This is a genomic window from Lysinibacillus sp. LK3 (assembly GCF_001043675.1).
Taxonomy (GTDB): Bacteria; Bacillota; Bacilli; order Bacillales_A; family Planococcaceae; genus Lysinibacillus; species Lysinibacillus capsici.
This window is the reverse complement of sequence record NZ_LDUJ01000013.1, coordinates 92,423-109,960: the sequence shown is the minus strand read 5'-3', so window position 1 is coordinate 109,960 and position 17,538 is coordinate 92,423. Positions and strand designations below refer to the sequence as shown.

General features: G+C 37.4%; 13 protein-coding genes. 12 read left to right on the top strand and 1 reads right to left on the bottom strand.

Translation table 11 applies throughout. The features are described from left to right. Positions 1 to 50: 50 nt before the first annotated feature. The 8 genes from VK91_RS07425 to ssuE all read left to right on the top strand — a co-directional run bounded on the left by VK91_RS07425 (position 51) and on the right by ssuE (position 8,978). Positions 51 to 623: a manganese efflux pump gene (locus VK91_RS07425; protein ID WP_048392011.1), complete on the top strand. Its 573-nt coding sequence runs from the start codon at positions 51 to 53 to the stop codon at positions 621 to 623. Between the two features lie 313 nt (positions 624 to 936). Further along, entirely contained in the window at positions 937 to 1,464 is a 528-nt protein-coding gene (locus VK91_RS07420; RefSeq protein ID WP_004224534.1) for a YceI family protein, read from the top strand. A 186-nt stretch (positions 1,465 to 1,650) separates the two neighbouring features. After that, positions 1,651 to 2,592: an NAD-dependent epimerase/dehydratase family protein gene (locus VK91_RS07415; RefSeq protein ID WP_048392010.1), complete on the top strand. Its 942-nt coding sequence runs from the start codon at positions 1,651 to 1,653 to the stop codon at positions 2,590 to 2,592. Positions 2,593 to 2,686: 94 nt separating this feature from the next. Continuing rightward, positions 2,687 to 3,964 (top strand): ATP/GTP-binding protein, encoded by a 1,278-nt coding sequence (locus VK91_RS07410; protein ID WP_048392009.1) that lies wholly within the window; start codon positions 2,687 to 2,689, stop codon positions 3,962 to 3,964. Then, positions 3,961 to 4,536: an RloB family protein gene (locus VK91_RS07405; protein ID WP_048392008.1), complete on the top strand. Its 576-nt coding sequence runs from the start codon at positions 3,961 to 3,963 to the stop codon at positions 4,534 to 4,536. Before VK91_RS07410 ends, VK91_RS07405 begins: the two co-directional genes overlap by 4 nt. Positions 4,537 to 4,662: 126 nt before the next feature. Continuing rightward, a complete protein-coding gene (locus VK91_RS07400; protein WP_048392007.1) occupies positions 4,663 to 6,744 on the top strand; it encodes a catalase in 2,082 nt (693 codons plus the stop codon). A 202-nt stretch (positions 6,745 to 6,946) separates the two neighbouring features. Next, positions 6,947 to 8,284, top strand: coding sequence for a dihydrolipoyl dehydrogenase (gene lpdA / locus VK91_RS07395; RefSeq protein WP_048392006.1), 1,338 nt, complete (start codon positions 6,947 to 6,949; stop codon positions 8,282 to 8,284). Between the two features lie 160 nt (positions 8,285 to 8,444). Continuing rightward, positions 8,445 to 8,978, top strand: coding sequence for an NADPH-dependent FMN reductase (gene ssuE / locus VK91_RS07390; protein ID WP_048392005.1), 534 nt, complete (start codon positions 8,445 to 8,447; stop codon positions 8,976 to 8,978). A 46-nt stretch (positions 8,979 to 9,024) separates the two neighbouring features. On the opposite strand, the gene VK91_RS22835 is transcribed toward ssuE, so the two are convergent. After that, positions 9,025 to 9,180 (bottom strand): hypothetical protein, encoded by a 156-nt coding sequence (locus VK91_RS22835; protein WP_004224556.1) that lies wholly within the window; start codon positions 9,178 to 9,180, stop codon positions 9,025 to 9,027. A gap of 210 nt (positions 9,181 to 9,390) precedes the next feature. Between VK91_RS22835 and VK91_RS07385 the strand changes: the two genes are divergently transcribed. The 4 genes from VK91_RS07385 (at position 9,391) to VK91_RS07370 (ending at position 17,526) form a co-directional block, all read left to right on the top strand. After that, positions 9,391 to 10,779, top strand: coding sequence for an aldehyde dehydrogenase (locus VK91_RS07385; RefSeq protein ID WP_048392004.1), 1,389 nt, complete (start codon positions 9,391 to 9,393; stop codon positions 10,777 to 10,779). 318 nt (positions 10,780 to 11,097) lie between these two features. Then, positions 11,098 to 12,564 (top strand): UDP-N-acetylmuramoyl-L-alanyl-D-glutamate--2,6-diaminopimelate ligase, encoded by a 1,467-nt coding sequence (locus tag VK91_RS07380; protein WP_048392003.1) that lies wholly within the window; start codon positions 11,098 to 11,100, stop codon positions 12,562 to 12,564. 135 nt (positions 12,565 to 12,699) lie between these two features. Then, a complete protein-coding gene (locus VK91_RS07375; RefSeq protein WP_048392002.1) occupies positions 12,700 to 14,277 on the top strand; it encodes a peptide chain release factor 3 in 1,578 nt (525 codons plus the stop codon). A 195-nt stretch (positions 14,278 to 14,472) separates the two neighbouring features. Further along, positions 14,473 to 17,526 carry an efflux RND transporter permease subunit gene (locus VK91_RS07370; RefSeq protein WP_048392001.1) on the top strand — a complete coding sequence of 1,018 codons (3,054 nt, stop codon included), beginning with the start codon at positions 14,473 to 14,475 and terminating at the stop codon, positions 17,524 to 17,526. The last annotated feature ends 12 nt before the right edge of the window (positions 17,527 to 17,538 follow it).

Genomic DNA, 17,538 nt, shown 5'->3' with positions numbered 1-17,538 from the left:
GTTGACATACGATAGGTGAAAATGGAGACGGAGATTTGAGGAGGCTTAGTATGCATTGGATTACAATTATTCTAATAGGAATCGCTGCGAATTTAGATAACTTGGGGATTGGTCTAGCCTATGGAGTTAAACAAGTTAAAATTCCAATTTTATCAAATGCTGTGATTGCTGTTATGTCGATGATTGTCACATATGTCGCAGTAACAGCTGGTAGCACAGTTGTTGAGTATATTTCACCGCATACTGCCAATTTACTAGGGAGTTTACTACTGTGTGTGATTGGTATATGGACTTTGATGTCCAATAATTTTTCTAATCAGCGGATAGCAGGAAATCCCGAATTATTTGATGAAGATAAAAATCTAGTAATCTCAACAAGAGAAGCAATGGCACTTGGCTTTGTCTTGTCAGCAAACTGTTTAGCAGGCGGGATTGCAATAGGCGCAAATGGCATCTCAGCCCTTTGGACAGTCATTTCCATCGGCGTATTTTCCTTTATCACAGTTGGAGTAGGAAGTAGATGTGGCTCTTTACTAGCTAAAACGTTTATTGGCAAGCATTCTACAGCAATCTCAGGATGGCTACTTATCATGATTGGTATTTTTGAGGTTTTTGCAAAATAATATATTGCTGCGGCTAAATATCACCAAATATTGGTGATATTCTTTTTATTACATAGAGAGGGATGTACTGATGACTCGACTTTTTTTTTATGTTTTAAAAATTTATTTTTAATTACTTGACGTAACTAAATTATTAATATATAGTAGGTTACAGAAAGTAATTAAAAACTTTTCATAAGCTAAGATGTAAACAAATAAGTAACTACAAATGTTTATCCTATCCAATTTTGGGTAACATAAAAGATGTAGTTGCTTCATATTTTAAAATATATCTCGAAATCGAGATAAAATCAACCAATTGGAGGAATTTATAATGGCAAAATGGAACATTGATTTAGGACACTCAGCAATTAACTTTCAAGTAAAACACATGATGGTATCAAAAGTTAAGGGTGTATTTGACAGTTACTCAGCTGATATTGAGGCAGCAGATCTTGCAGATTTAACAACTGCTAACATTAGTTTTACAATCGATCCAGCAAGTATTAATACACGTAGCGAAGATCGCGATAATCATTTAAAAGCAGCAGATTTCTTTGATGCCGAAAAATATCCAACGATTACGTTTAAATCTACAAATATTGCTAAAAAAGCAGGCGATGAATATGCAGTAACTGGTGATTTAACAATCAAAGACGTTACAAAATCAGTAACATTTGATACAGAATTTAATGGAAAAGGCACAAATCCATGGGGTCAAGAAGTATACGGCTTTGAAGCTGAAACAACAATTAATCGTGAAGACTTTGGTCTAACTTGGAATGCGGCATTAGAAACTGGTGGAGTCCTTGTTGGGAAAGATATTAAAGTAACGGTTGAATTAGAAATTAATCCAGCTTAAAAATAGATAGCTAGGGCATGTTTGAAGTAATCTTCAAACATGCTTTTTATATAGCTCAAAATAGATACTTGTGAATGAAGAAATCTAGTAAAAAGAATTTGAGAAAAATTTCCAGTAAATAAGTTTCTTGCATATTTTTAGTAATTACTGCATATAAATCATCATATTGTTTTTGGGGGCGATAGGATGAATGTATTAGTGACAGGTGGCTATGGTTTTATTGGCAGTGCAGTAGGTAGGCGCTTTTTTGAAGAAGGTGCAACGGTTTATATTATTGATAATTTAAGTACGGGGCATTTACGGAATGTTGACTTTGAGCATAAATCCTATCTTTTAAATGTTGAGGATGAGGTTTGCGAGCATCTCTTTAAGGAAATAAACTTTGATGTGGTCGTCCATTGTGCAGCGCAAACGAGCGTGCAGCAATCTATCCAGGAGCCAGTAAAGGATATTTTGACAAATATAGTTGGGCTTAGCCAAATGCTTTTTTTATCATCCAAGTATAAGGTACAGCACTTTGTCTTTGCCTCCTCAGCAGCTGTTTACGGGGATAGTCACTATCCTCCATTAGAGGAATCAGATGTCTGTGAACCAATATCTATGTACGGATTAAACAAGAGCATTGGCGAAACCTACTGTGAGAAATGGCAAAAAGATTATCGTTTGCCCGTTCTTATCTATAGATTTGCCAATGTTTTCGGGCCAAGACAGCAAATGCAAGGTGAAGCAGCTGTGATTCCAAGTATGTTAAAAAGCAGTATGGCAGGTAAACCATTTACAATTTATGGTGATGGTGAACAAACACGTGATTTTATTTATGTAGACGATATTGCTGATGCTATTTACGCAGGTGTATCTGCACGTTTACAAGGCACGTATAATGTATCCACTAATGAGGCTTGGTCAATTCACCAGGTCATCTTACTGCTTCAACACTTAAACCATCCACTTGAAATTCAATATGCCCCAGCACGAGAAGGAGATATTGAGCATTCATTTTTAAATAATGATAAATTAGCCAATGCAATTGGTTGGAAGCCTAAAATTTCTTTTGCAGAAGGCATTGAACGTACATTGCATGCGCTACAAAATGAATCATTGGCAGAAATTCAACAAAAAAGTGGATAAAGTAAAAAGACATATTACATTGAGTAATATGTCTTTTTCTATGTCTATAGTATAATAATTCATTAAAGAAATGGTTGTGGACGGAGGCTTACATATGCTTGTAGATTTTAGAGTAAAGAATTGTTTAAGTTATAAAGATGATACGTTGTTTTCAATGGTAGCTGGAAGTCGCCTACGAAAATGGAAGGATACCCATACAATTCAGTTTGATACACTTCGTCTTGTAAAAAGCGCATTTATTTTTGGTCCAAATGGAAGCGGAAAATCTAATCTGTTTACGGCTATTAAAGTATTACGTTCCTTGCTTTTTAATTTTGAAAACTTAAATAATGTAAAGCAGTTACGTCTACCCTATCAACCGTTTAAGTTAGGAAGTCAGCAAGACAAACCAACAGAGTTTATGATATCGCTTTTTTTGGACGGAGCTTTATATGATTATGAAATTCAGTATAATGCTTCTCAAGTTCTCTATGAACGTCTTGTGAAAACGAACAAGTCACTGAAGGAAGAATTATTTGTCAGACAATGGGATGGTGCAGAATATTCTTATGAGACATTTCAAACAGCTTCACAGGAATTGACAAAATATACACGTAATAATACAGCCTTTCTATCCGTATTACATGTTTTTAATGATCCAGACGCTTTAAAGATATTCGATTGGTTTTTACATAAAATTCTTTTCCTAGATGAAGCAAATCGGTTATCAAGTCATCCTCTTATTCGTAAACTTGAAGAGGAGCCCTTTAAAAAGGAAGTGATCAAACTGCTAAAAATTGCAGACCTCTCCATTCAAGATGTCACGGCTAGACGTGTGGAACGCAGAGAGAAAAATACAATTGGCTATGAGTTTGATTCGCCTGAGGTGATTCAAGAAGTAGATATTGATCTACATTATTTATCATTTGATGAAGCAGGTGCACCGATAGGGACAAAAACAATTAATTGGACAATGGATTCTAAGGGCACAGTGCGAATGCTACATTTAGCCTGTGTGATGGTGGATGCTTATAATAAAGGAAAAACCATTTTTATAGACGAATTCGACACAGCCTTCCATGTATCGATTTGTGAGTTTTTAATGGCTATTATGAATAGCAAACGCAATAGCAGTAATCAATTTGTCGTGACAAGTCATGAAATAGAATTACTTGATCAGCCACTACGCGCCGATCAAATTTGGTTTGTTAATAAAAGCTTTAAAAATGAATCGGAACTATACTCCTTATTTGATTTTGCAGATTTACAAAGGAAACGTGGAGATCTTTCTTATGCGAAACGCTATATGAAAGGGGAATTTGGTGCAACGCCTGTCATTAATGAGTATTTATCTGAACAATACTTAGAAGAAGCGGAGGTATCTGAGCAGTGAGAGTACGTCAACAAGGGAGCCGAACACTGCGTAAAACTATTTTAATTTATTGTGAAGGTGAAACAGAACGCATCTATTTTGAACAAATGCGTATTTTAAAGCGCTCTAAGATGGTTAGCGTCAAAATAAAAAACGTTAAACGTTCAGCGATTAAGCTTGCCCAACATGCTTATCGAGATTCCAGCTACCAATACTTTGATGAAGTTTGGATTGTTTTTGATAAGGATGATCTAACCGAAAAGCAACTAGAGGAAGTAAATCAATTTTGTGAGGAAAAAAATATTCATATTGCCTATACAAATGAAGCATTTGAATTGTGGTTACTCTTGCATTTTGAGGAAGTTGATAGTACAGAAAAGTACCCTCGTGCTGTCCTTAATGACAAAATGGAACAGCATCTTGGTGTGAGTCGTTATTTCCGGCATAAGGCTGATGAATCCCTCATAGCCCCCATTGCATTACGACATGAGTTAGCGATTAAAAATTGCACAGATATGATGGCACTTCGAGAGACAGAGAGCCGTGACAACCCATACTGTAACATACATGAAATGATACGATACATATTTTAAGAATGAGCAGGTTTTCTATTAACAAATAGAAGCCTGTTTTTTATCTTTGCATAATGCTTTGTCGGAATGAAGGTATGTTTCTTTTTCCGAAACATATAGTGTATATGGAGCGAAATTAGTACATGTATGAAAGGGGATTGTGTGGATAACTCAAAGTCGAATCAATCCAAAAATGGAGAAGGAAACCCAAAGGATCATCAATTAGAGCCGTTTCGTGTCGAGAATGAGGGTACGAAAATGACAACGAATCAGGGACTAAGGGTGTCCAATGATGAGGATTCGTTAAAGGCAGGTGTTCGTGGTCCGACAATTATGGAGGATTTTCATCTTAGAGAAAAAATTACCCATTTTGATCATGAACGTATTCCAGAGCGTGTTGTACATGCCAGAGGTTTTGCAGCACATGGCGAGTTTGAATTATATGAATCCATGTCGGAATATACGAAGGCAAAATTTTTGCAGGATCCGAAAAAGAAGACACCTGTGTTTGTCAGATTTTCGACAGTGGTAGGGAGCTTAGGTTCAATGGACACAGCTCGTGATGTACGTGGGTTTGCAACAAAATTTTATACGGATGAGGGGAATTATGATTTAGTTGGTAATAACATCCCTGTATTTTTTATTCAGGATGCCATTAAGTTTCCCGATTTAATTCATGCCGTAAAGCCTGAGCCTCATAATGAAATGCCACAAGCAGCCTCCGCACACGATACTTTTTGGGATTTTGTAGCCAGTAATCAGGAAATTGCACATATGGTAATGTGGGTAATGTCTGACCGTGCCATTCCACGAAGCTTTCGTATGATGGAAGGTTTCGGTGTGCATACATTCCGTTTCGTCAATGACAAGGGAAGATCAAGATTTGTGAAATTCCACTGGAAGCCTGTGTTAGGAGTGCATTCTCTTGTTTGGGATGAAGCACAAATAATTGCAGGGAAGGATCCAGATTTTCAACGGAGAGATTTATGGGAAGCCATCGAAATTGGAGATTATCCAGAGTTTGAGTTAGGCATACAGATACTAGAACCTGAAGATGAATTTAAATTTGATTTTGATATTTTAGATGCGACAAAGCTTTGGCCAGAGGAATTAGTACCTGTGAAGAAAATTGGAAAGATGACCTTAAATCGCAATGTGGATAATGTCTTTGCTGAAACAGAGCAAGTTGCCTTTCATCCAGGTAATGTTGTACCTGGCATAGATTTTACGAATGATCCTCTACTACAAGGTCGATTGTTTTCCTATTTAGATACACAATTGATTCGATTAGGTGGACCAAATTTTGCAGAAATCCCTATTAATCGCCCGATTTGCCCAGTGCATAACAATCAACGTAATGGCTTTAGTCGACAGACCATTAATTTAGGCAGGGTAAGCTATCATAAAAATTCATTAGCAAATAATACACCAGCTACCTCTACTGCAAGAGAAGGCGGATATGTTCATTATGAAGAAAAGGTTGAAGGAAGAATCACGAGAGCGCGTAGTAAATCCTTTGACGATCACTTTTCACAAGCAAGGCTATTTTGGAACAGCATGTCTCCACCTGAAAAACAACACATTATCGATGCCTTTAGCTTCGAAGTAGGAAAAGTGAAAAGTAAATCTGTTCGACAGCAAGTAGTGGATATGTTTGTTCATGTGGATAAAGTAATGGCTACCACAGTGGCAGACAACGTTGGTGTTAATCGACCTAATGGCGAGCAGTCTAAAGTAACGGCCTCTTCACCTGCACTGAGTCAAGCCAATACTGTTAAATTACCCTATACGTTGAAAGTAGGCGTCTTAATTGGTGATGGCTTTGATGCAAATGAAGTCGGGGAAGTATTGAAATATTTAACAAGACAAGGTGTGCGCTATAGCATAATCTCTGATCGACTAGGTGTGGTAATAGGGAATAATGGTGTGCAATTAACGGCTACTGACACATTTATTACAACCGATGCTGTATTATTTGACTCATTATATGTTGTTGGAGTAAAGGCAAGTAATCAGGCGAAATTCAATACTTATATCGTCAATTATATAAATGAAGCATATCGTCACTTTAAGCCTATAGGATTTGCTGCAACTGGCACAACCTTCTTCAATATGTCGAATGCCAATGTAGGGCCAGGAATCGTTTTAGCTACAGGTAATAAAGATTTTCCGAAAAAGTTTGTAGCTGCCATTGCCCAGCAACGATTTTGGCAACGAAATATTTATTAAAAAGATCAATGAGCGTCGAATACTCATGAAAGAGAAGCAAATACCCGCGGAGAGAAAGCCTTATACCTGCGAAAGAGAAACGAATGCTCATAAACGTATACAAATAAGTCAAAAGGCCTTTCATTGTAATGAAAGGCTTTTACTATGTCTGTCATTGCATTCAAAATTTGCAAATGATATGGTGGTACATGAGGTGAAAATTATGGAAAATTTTGATATTGCTATTATTGGAGCGGGACCAGGTGGCTATGTGGCTGCCATACATGCAGCCAAGAATGGCAAAAAAGTAGCACTCATCGAACGAGATAAATTGGGAGGAGCCTGCTATAATGTTGGCTGCATTCCATCAAAGATTTTATTGGAGCATAGTAAACTTGTGCAGGAAATAAAAAGAGGGAATAGCTGGGGAATAGAAGTGCCTAAAGTGGAAATTAATTTTCCTCGACTAATGCAACGGAAAGATACAATTATTCATGAACTACTAACAAACATTGAGCACTATATTATCAATAATCATATAACTTTATATCGTGGTGAAGCTTCAGTCGTAAAGGACTTAACGATAACTATCGGGAATGAGACGATAATGGCATCAGATATAATTTTAGCGACAGGTAGTAAACCCTTTGTTCCACGATTCGAAGGGTTAGAGACATCCACCTACTATACGACGGACACATTTTTTGAGATAGACAAGCTTCCAGCACAGCTAACAATCATTGGCGGGGGCGTAATTGCCATTGAAATGGCGTTTAGTTTAGCACCACTTGGTACAAAGGTAACAGTGCTTAATCATAGCGAGGATATTTTACAAACGGAAGAGGCGGAAGCAATACCGCTGATTCGAGAAAAGATGAAGAAATTTGGTATTGAACTTGTGACAGATTTTCATTTTGAAAAATTTGAAGGTAATATCATTCATACATCTAAAGGATCTTATACATATGAAAACCTTTTATTTGCTACTGGACGTCGTCCCAATATAGAAATTGCTGAGCAACTAGGATTAGCTTTTGATGGTCGATTAATCGCTGTTAATGAGCATTTTGAAACAAGCCTGCCGAATATTTATGCGATAGGTGACTTAGTGGGTGGTTATCAACTTGCACATTCTGCCAGTGCTGAAGGAATTTACGTTGTCGATTATATTGTAGGAAATCAACCAATACCAATTGATCAAACAAGCATTCCACGTTGTGTTTATACAAACCCTGAAATTGCTACATTTGGTTTACTAGAAGAGCAAGTCAAGGCACCGTACATTGTAACGAAAATGCCACTACAAACAAACCCAAAGGCATTAATGGAGGGGAATACTGAAGGCTTTGTCAAGCTAATTTCATCTAAGGATAATGGGCAAATTTTAGGGGCTTGTGTAGTAGCTGATGGTGCAACAGAAATACTTAATGCACTATTAGCAACAAAAAATGCTGGGGGTACAGCTCGAACACTTGCACATATGATTTTTCCACATCCTACTGTATCGGAGCATATTGGAGATGTGGCTAAAGCTGTGTTTGGGAAAGCAATACACCAATAAAAAGCTGTTGACATTCTAGAAATTTATGTTAAATTAATTTTATAAGAATACTAGGAATTTAAGTTAACTAGACATCTAGAGGCTTCTATTTTACAAAACGGTGTTTCATCGATTTGTAGAATAGGGGCCTTTTATAACATTGCTAAAAGGAGTGGGCAAGATGACAAAAGCAGTCATTATTAATGGAAGTAATTCGAAAAATTCTAGAGTTACCGCCATTCATGAAAAGGTGGAGAATCATTTTATTGCACAAGGAGTAGAGGTTCACTCAAATTATATACATGAGCTCCCAGCTACAGATTTATTAACAGCGAATTTTTCTAGTAAGCAAATACAGTCTGAAAATGAGCATGTTAAGGAAGCAGATTTTATTGTCATCCTTACACCAATTTATAAAGCATCCTATACAGGTATTTTGAAGACTTACTTGGATCTACTACCGCAAAAAGCCTTGCTCGATAAGGCTATACTCCCCATTGCTGTAGGAGGTTCGATTAGTCATTTGTTGGCATTGGAATATGCATTAAAGCCAGTATTAGCTGTACTAGGAGCCACTTCCATTACCAATTCTGTTTACATTGTAGATAAACAAATTATACGTTTGGAAGAGGGCGGCTTTGCGATAGAAGAAGAGGCTATCAGTAGACTTGAAGCACAATTAAATCAGTTGCAGCAAGCATTCATTGTTAATTAGAATAAATAAAAACGCATTATAGGGGTATCCTATAATGCGTTATTTTTTAATTTCCTTCTGGATTTTCTTCATTCTCCACAGGTATTGTAGAGAGATATAAGAAAGCCTCATCTTGCAATAGCAATATTTTTTCTTCACAAATTCCATGCGATAATGGTCCAGAAAAAATGGACTCCCACCATGTTCCTGTTGTTGTTGTCATTCATCTACGCCCCCGTTTCGGTTTTAATATGTAGTTGTATATTTCCCGAGATGAAAAAACTAAAACATTTCATTTCACATATTGCTATTTCACCCCCTCGATGTAGAAAGAGGATTTTTGCCTCTCGATGTTGTATCGTATAGACAAAGATAGTTTGTTTCAAAATGAAAAAACTATGTATGCCATTTTAAAAAAAGGGGTGCTTTATTGATGAATTTTACGTCAAAAGATGTGGAAAATATGATTACAGAGCAACGTCAATTTTATTTTTCACGTGCTACAAAAAGTGTGAAATTTAGAAAAGAGCAATTAAAGAAATTAAAAACTTCAATTTTGAAATATGAGAAGGAAATATTAAATGCGCTTTACTTAGACCTTCGTAAAAGTGAATTTGAAGCGTATGCAACAGAAATTGGCATTGTATTAGATAGTATTTCATATATGGTAAAACATGTAGAAGAATGGATGGAACCAGAAGCAGTCAAAACACCAATACAATATCAAATGGGCAAGAGCTTTATTGTTCGTGAGCCCTATGGCGTAACGTTAATTATTGGGCCATTTAATTATCCATTCCAACTTGTAATGGAGCCACTGATTGGCGCCATAGTTGGAGGAAACACAGCAATCGTCAAACCATCAGAAACCTCTGTACACACAGCAGTCATTGTGAAAAAAATCATTGAGGAAACATTCCCGTCTTCATATGTACGTGTCGTGGAAGGCGAAAAGGAAGAGGTTACGGCTCTTATTCATGCTTCCTTCGATTATATCTTTTTTACAGGTAGTGTAGCCGTTGGTAAAGTAGTAGCAAAAGCTGCTGCAGAACGTTTGACACCAGTTGCGTTAGAGCTTGGTGGCAAAAGTCCAGCAATTGTCGATCAAACAGCAAATCTAGAGGTAGCAGCAAAGCGGATTGTGTGGGGTAAATTTACTAATACTGGACAGACATGTGTGGCCCCTGATTATCTGCTTGTACACAAAGACGTTTATGACCGTTTTATGAAAATATTAAAAGAAACAATCCGTTCGTTTTATGGCAAAAATCCTTTAAAAAGCCCTGATTATGGACGTATCGTTAATTTAAAACAATTTGATCGTTTACAGCAAATAATTGTGGACGAACGTGATGCCATTACATATGGTGGACGAATAGATCGGGATGATTTATATATTGAACCTACAATCGTAGAATATGTAAAATGGACAAGTCCATCCATGCAGGAAGAACTATTTGGTCCTATCTTACCTGTTATGATGTATAGTGATTTGCCACTTGCCATTCATCAAATCCGGCAATTACCAAAGCCTTTAGCGGCATACTTCTTCTCAGAACATGAAAAAGCCATGCAATACTTTTTAGAAGAATTACCATTTGGTGGGGGATGTATTAACGACACCATCACACATGTTGGAAATTTACATTTACCATTTGGTGGTGTAGGTCCATCAGGTGTGAAAGCATACCATGGCAAAGCGAGCTTTGAAAACTTTACTCACCCGAAATCTATCTTGAAGAAATCTTCCAAGCTGGAGACAAATGTGTTGTTCCCGCCATATAAACAGAAAGTGAAAATTGTGCGCTCAATTATGAAATAGTTTAACAATGGAGGTATCTTCTTGATGCCTCCATTGTAACTATAAGCTTACCATGCATAGACAAGTGTTCTCTAAATAACCTTTTCTCGTTATGTCGAAAAATGCCGATTGGTGATTATAAATGAAAATTTGAAGAAAACATGATTTTTTCCTCAAATGAAAGCGGTTTCGTTGAAAAAACACTAGAGAGGCATTTTATTTATCATGAAATAAGTAGTAAAATAAGTTCAATAGAACGTGGGGGATTTCATATTGTCGTTTTTTGTCGATTATTAAGAATGATGACATGAGTGTAGAGATTGATTGGAGGATTATGAAATGTATGCAGAGGAATTGTTAAGCGCATTACCTTTGAAAAAAATAATTGGCGTGCTGCCAGATCAGGTTAGCGATATCGTAGTAGATTCAAGAAGTGTGCAACCAAATAGCATGTTTGTTTGTATCAAAGGGTATACAGTAGATGGGCATGATTATGCGCAAAAGGCTGTAGATGGTGGCGCAACAATTGTTGTGACGGAGCGAGAATTACCGTTAGGAGAGACAATCGCACAAGTGATTGTGAAAGATACAGATCGTGCAGTAGGTTTACTAGCTGCAAAGTTCTTTGATTATCCTTCAAAGGACATAACGATGATTGGTGTAACGGGAACGAATGGTAAAACATCCGTAACAGGAATTATTCAAAATATAATGCATGGTATGGGCGAGAAATCGGCTTTATCAGGCACAATTGGCTTTAATTTAAATGGAATTTTATATGAATCAGCTAATACAACGAGTGATGCGTTATCGACACAACAAATGATTTTCCGTGCAAAAATGGAAGGCTGTCGATTAATGACAATGGAAGTTTCATCACACGGGTTAGCACTTGGACGTTTAGCAGGTGTTGATTATGATATCGCTATTTTTACGAATCTAACGCACGATCATCTTGATTTCCATGGTACGATGGAGGAATATGGCCATGCAAAAGGCTTATTATTTTCCCAACTTGGACAAGATTTAGAAAAAAATAAATTTGTTGTGTTGAATGCAGACGATGCTTGGTCAGAGAGATATGCTGCAATGACACCATTTCCAGTGTGGACATATGGTTTAAAAAATGAAAATGCTGATTTCCGCGCCATTAACTGTGAATATCACGACTATATGACATCATTTGACGTGGAAATGCCTGAAGGAATTTATCGTGTAAAAATGAATTTGCTTGGGGAATTTAATATTTATAATGTATTGGCAGCCATGATTGCGTTTTATGGTAGGGGCTATTCAATGGAGTCCATTATTGAACAAATCGAGCAACTACCGCCAGTCAAGGGTCGTATGGAGAAAGTATGTTCAGATCTACCTGTGCAAATTTTTATTGATTATGCCCATACTCCAGATGCAATTGAAAAGGCAATTCAAGCAGCGCAACCTTATAAAAAGGGCAAGTTGATTTTCTTAGTTGGAACAGGTGGCAATCGTGATAAATCAAAGCGTCCTGCCATGGCTGAAAAAGCGTCTGCTGCGGAATATGTTATTTTAACGACAGATGATCCACGCTATGAAGACTACGATAGTATTACAGGCGATCTTGCTAAAGGTATGCTTCATGATAATTATGCTTGTATTGGAGATCGTGCAGAGGCAGTGCGCCATGCGATTGAAATTGCTGAACCAGGTGACATGATTATTTTTGCTGGTAAAGGCCATGAGGATTATCAAATTATCGAAAATACCAAATTTCCACATAGTGATGCAGAAATTGCGATAGAAGCAGGCCGATTAAAATTCGTGTGATGAAAGCTAAATTCTTAGGAAACCCTTTTAGTTGTAACTAAAGGGTTTTCTTTTTTGAGATTTCATGTAAAAAGGTTGTACGAAAGGCAAGTCTTCTTTTATTATTATTAAGTATGAAAAAAGGAGAATGACGAGATGAATTCAAATTTAGAACAAGATATACTATCGCGTCGTACTTTTGCCATTATCAGTCACCCTGATGCTGGGAAAACGACGATTACAGAAAAGCTTTTACTTTTTGGTGGTGCCATTCGTGATGCAGGTACAGTAAAAGGTAAAAAAACAGGTAAATTTGCAACATCGGACTGGATGGAGATCGAAAAACAACGTGGGATATCGGTTACTTCATCTGTCATGCAATTCGATTATAACGGCTCTCGTGTGAATATCTTGGATACCCCTGGTCACCAAGATTTCTCGGAAGACACATATCGTACATTGATGGCTGTAGATAGTGCCGTCATGGTAGTGGATGCTGCGAAAGGGATCGAGGCACAGACTTTAAAGCTATTTAAGGTTTGTAAAATGCGTGGTATTCCTATTTTTACATTTATTAATAAGTTAGACCGTCAAGGGAAAGAGCCGCTTGAATTGATCGAAGAGCTTGAAGAGGTATTAGGTATCAATGCATATCCTATGAACTGGCCAATCGGTATGGGTAAAGAGTTTCTTGGTATTTATGATCGTTACAATAAACGCATTGAGCAATTCCGTACAGATGAAGCGGAACGTTTCTTACCAATTGACGACAATGGGGAGCTTGCTGTGGAGCATCCAATGAAGGTGACTTCTTATTATTCACAAGCAATGGACGATATTTTACTTTTAGATGAAGCGGGAAATGCATATTCTGAGGAAAAAATTCGTCGTGGGGAATTAACACCTGTATTCTTTGGTTCAGCATTAACGAACTTTGGTGTTCAAACATTCCTGGAAACCTATTTACAATTCGCACCGACGCCGCAGCCAAGAATTACTGAAGATGAGCAGTTTATTGATCCTGTGGAGCATGATGAGTTTTCAGGTTTTATTTTCAAGATTCAGGCCAATATGAATCCAGCACACCGTGATCGTATTGCCTTTGTACGTATTGTTTCTGGTAAATTTGAACGTGGAATGAATATGACGTTATCTCGTACAGGGAAGTCATTTAAAGTCACACAATCTACACAGTTCCTTGCAGACGATCGTGAGACAGTAGATGAAGCAGTTGCTGGTGATATTATTGGTTTGTACGATACAGGAACATACCAAATTGGAGACACTGTTGTAGGTGGCAAGAAAACATTCCAATTTGAAAAATTACCACAGTTTACACCAGAATTATTCGTCCGTGTCACGGCGAAGAACGTTATGAAATCAAAGCAATTCCATAAAGGGATTTTACAATTAGTGCAAGAGGGTGCTATTCAATACTATAAAACGCTGCATACAGAGGAAGTTATACTTGGAGCAGTTGGTCAATTACAATTTGAAGTATTTGAACATCGTATGAAAAATGAATACAATGTGGAAGTAAAAATGGAGCCAATTGGTTCGAAAATCGCACGCTGGATTGAAAATGAAGAGGATGTCAAAGAATCAATGTCATCAGGTCGATCAATGCTTGTAAAAGACCGTTTTGACAATCTTGTTTTCCTATTTGAAAATGAGTTCGCTATGCGTTGGTTTGCAGATAAAAACGAAAACATTAAACTTTATAGCCTTTTATAATTATAAAACACGAATCGACAATTTTGCGATTCGTGTTTTTTTGCAAGGAAAAATGACACTGTTTGTAGAATATATACATTATTAGGAAATATAAGTTTCCTTAGAGATAGTATCTCAATAACAGGAGCTTATTTATAAAATAATCTCCTTTTCGGCTATCATAGAAAGGAAGAGGTAGAAAAGGAGTTTGTTTATATGAATATTAGTCATTTTTCTATTAAAAGACCTGTCTTTACGATTGTTACTATGCTTTTTGTCATCATACTAGGCGGTGTATCTTTATTAAAAATACCGATTACGTTAATTCCAGAGTTAAATCCTCCTATTGGAGTGGTTGTCACCTCTTATCCTGGGGCAAGCCCGACGGAGGTAAATGAAAAGATAACGAAGCCATTAGAGGCTACACTTGCCACCTTACCTGGTATCAAAAAAATCCAGTCAACCTCCCAGGAAGGCTCCAATTTAATTGTGCTTGAGTTCAACTGGTCCACAAATATGGATGTTGTCCAACTTGATATTTTACAGCGAATTGATATGACCCCATTGCCTAATGATGCTGGCAAGCCTAGTTTCCTAAAATTTGATCCGTCTCAATTTCCTATTATTCAGCTGTCTTTACGTGCGGAAAATAATCAAGTAGATGTACGTGTATTAGCAGAGCACTTAGAGAAGGAACTGCTACGGACAGAGGGTGTTGCCAGTGTGAATGTTTCTGGCAAATTGATTGATGAAATCCAAATAGTATTGGATGAAGCAAAGCTAGTTGAAAAAGGCTTGACTCAGACAGACGTGATGCAAATAGTTCAAGCGAATAATGTGTCTCTTCCTGGTGAGCCTGTTTCAACAGATGATGGCAAAATGCTAACAACACGTATAGTTAGCACATTATCTTCTCCGGAAAGTATTGCCAATTTAATTGTTTCGGTGGACCCTTTAACGGGCAAATCATTAACCATTGGTGATCTTGCAACCGTTGAGAGGACAGAACAACAATCTATTACCACAACACGAGCAAATGAGCATCCAGCAGTTCTTATGTCTGTATTACAGGAATCTGGTGCAAATACGGCAGAGGTTTCTAAGGATTTCCAGAAGGCCTTAGAGACATTACTAAAGAAAGATCAGTATAAAGGTATCACAGCAGATATTTTAATTGATCAAGGTAATTATGTGGATTTAGCGATTAGTAATATTGGCTCTTCCCTACTCTTAGGTGGATTATTTGCGATGTTCATCCTATTTGTTTTTTTACGTAGTGTAAAGAGTCCGATCATTATTGGTATTGCGATTCCTTACTCCGTTATTGTCACATTTGTTTTGATGTTTTTTGCGGATTTTTCCCTCAATATTATGACATTAGGTGCTCTGGCACTTGGAATTGGTATGCTTGTGGATAATGCCATAGTCGTTATTGAGAATATAGAAAGACATCTAGGACTAGAAAAGGACCCGATAACTGCAGCAAAGGAAGGAACAAAGGAAGTAGCCCTTGCCATTACAGCTTCCACTTTAACCACAATAGCAGTATTCATTCCTGTTATGTTCATCGAAGGATTGATTGGTCAAATATTTACAGAGTTTGCCTTAACAATCTCATTCAGCTTAATTGCATCTTTAGTAGTTGCGCTTACAGTCGTTCCGATGCTAGCAAGTCGACTTTTAAAAATGAAAAACAATAATTTTTATGTACAACGCAGTAAATCACGTTTTTATAGGCATTACAAGGCGTCAATTGTATGGGTACTAAAGCATCGAATGCTTATACTGCTTTTTACAGTGGTTTGCTTTAGTCTTTCTTTGTTTGGACTGACTAGAATAGGTACTGAATTTTTACCGCCTACAGATGAGGGATTCACCTCTATAAGTGTCAATCTTGAAAAAGGTGTCGCTGTATCAGAAACAGAAAAGATTGTTAAGCAAATTGAGGAACGTTTAAAGCAGGAAAAGGATGTAGATGTGTATGTTAGTTTAATTGGCGGTACACAACAATCCCAAGCACGTGGACAAACTAGCGCCAACCAAGCTGAGATATATGTAAAGCTTGTCCCATTAGCAGAAAGGCAACGTTCCATTTTTAAATTTGTAGAAGAGCTAGAACAAGATATACAGGGAGAGCTTGAAGAGCAAGCTGAAATTACATTTAATGTATCGACAGCTACAGGATCGTCACCACACACCTTAACATTCCGTTTAACAGATTCCGATGAACAGAGGCTACAGCAAACTGTTAAGAAAGTGCAGCAGGAACTACTAGCGATTCAGCAAGTGACAAATGTCTCTACGGATTTAGATAATACTGTTCAAGAGATTCAAATTGAGGTTAATCGTGAAAAAGCAAAAGACTATGGTTTTGCTCCAGCACAAATCGCTCAAACTGTAAATCAAATGACAAAAGGTCAATTAACGTCCCAATTGATTACTGATGACGGTGCAGTATTACCCGTTTATACAGGTTTTGGGCAGTCATTTAATACGAGTATAGATGCTTTAAAAGCCATGCAGCTGCGTTCGCCAGCAGGATTATTTGTAAAATTAGAGGAAGTGGCTACCGTTTCTATACAAGAGGGGCCGGTATCCATTCGTCGTTCTGATCAAGCAGCAGCAGTGGCCTTTTTTGTAGATTATGAAACAAAGGAATCGTTGGGAGGAATCTCTGCAAAAGTAGATAAAGCATTAGAACAAGTTAATTTACCATCTACTACTCAAGTTGTGTTCAGTGGGGACAGAGAGCTCTATGATAGTGCAATTGATGATATGTTACTAGCTGTGATGCTAGCCATCGTGCTTGTATATATTGTGATGGCAGCTCAATTTGAGTCATTTAAATATCCGTTTGTTATCATGTTTACTGTCCCATTAATGATCATTGGTGTGGCGATAGCTATGTTCCTAACAAATACTTTAATTGGTGTAACCTCAGTTATCGGTATCCTAGTACTAGTAGGAATAGTCGTAAATAACGGTATTGTGCTGGTAGATTATATTAATCAGCAAAAGGCAATGGGCATGCCAGCTTATGAGGCAATTTTACTTGCTACCCAAGATCGGCTTCGTCCAATTTTAATGACAGCCTTAACAACTATTTTAGGGCTATTACCACTCGCACTGGGCATTGGAGAAGGGACCGAGATGAATCAGCCAATGGGGATTGCTGTTATCGGAGGGCTTATGACCTCAACTTTACTGACGCTGTATATTGTACCGATCATTTACAGTTTAATGGATAAAGAAACAAGAAAGATGCACTAGGTTCAAGGGGGA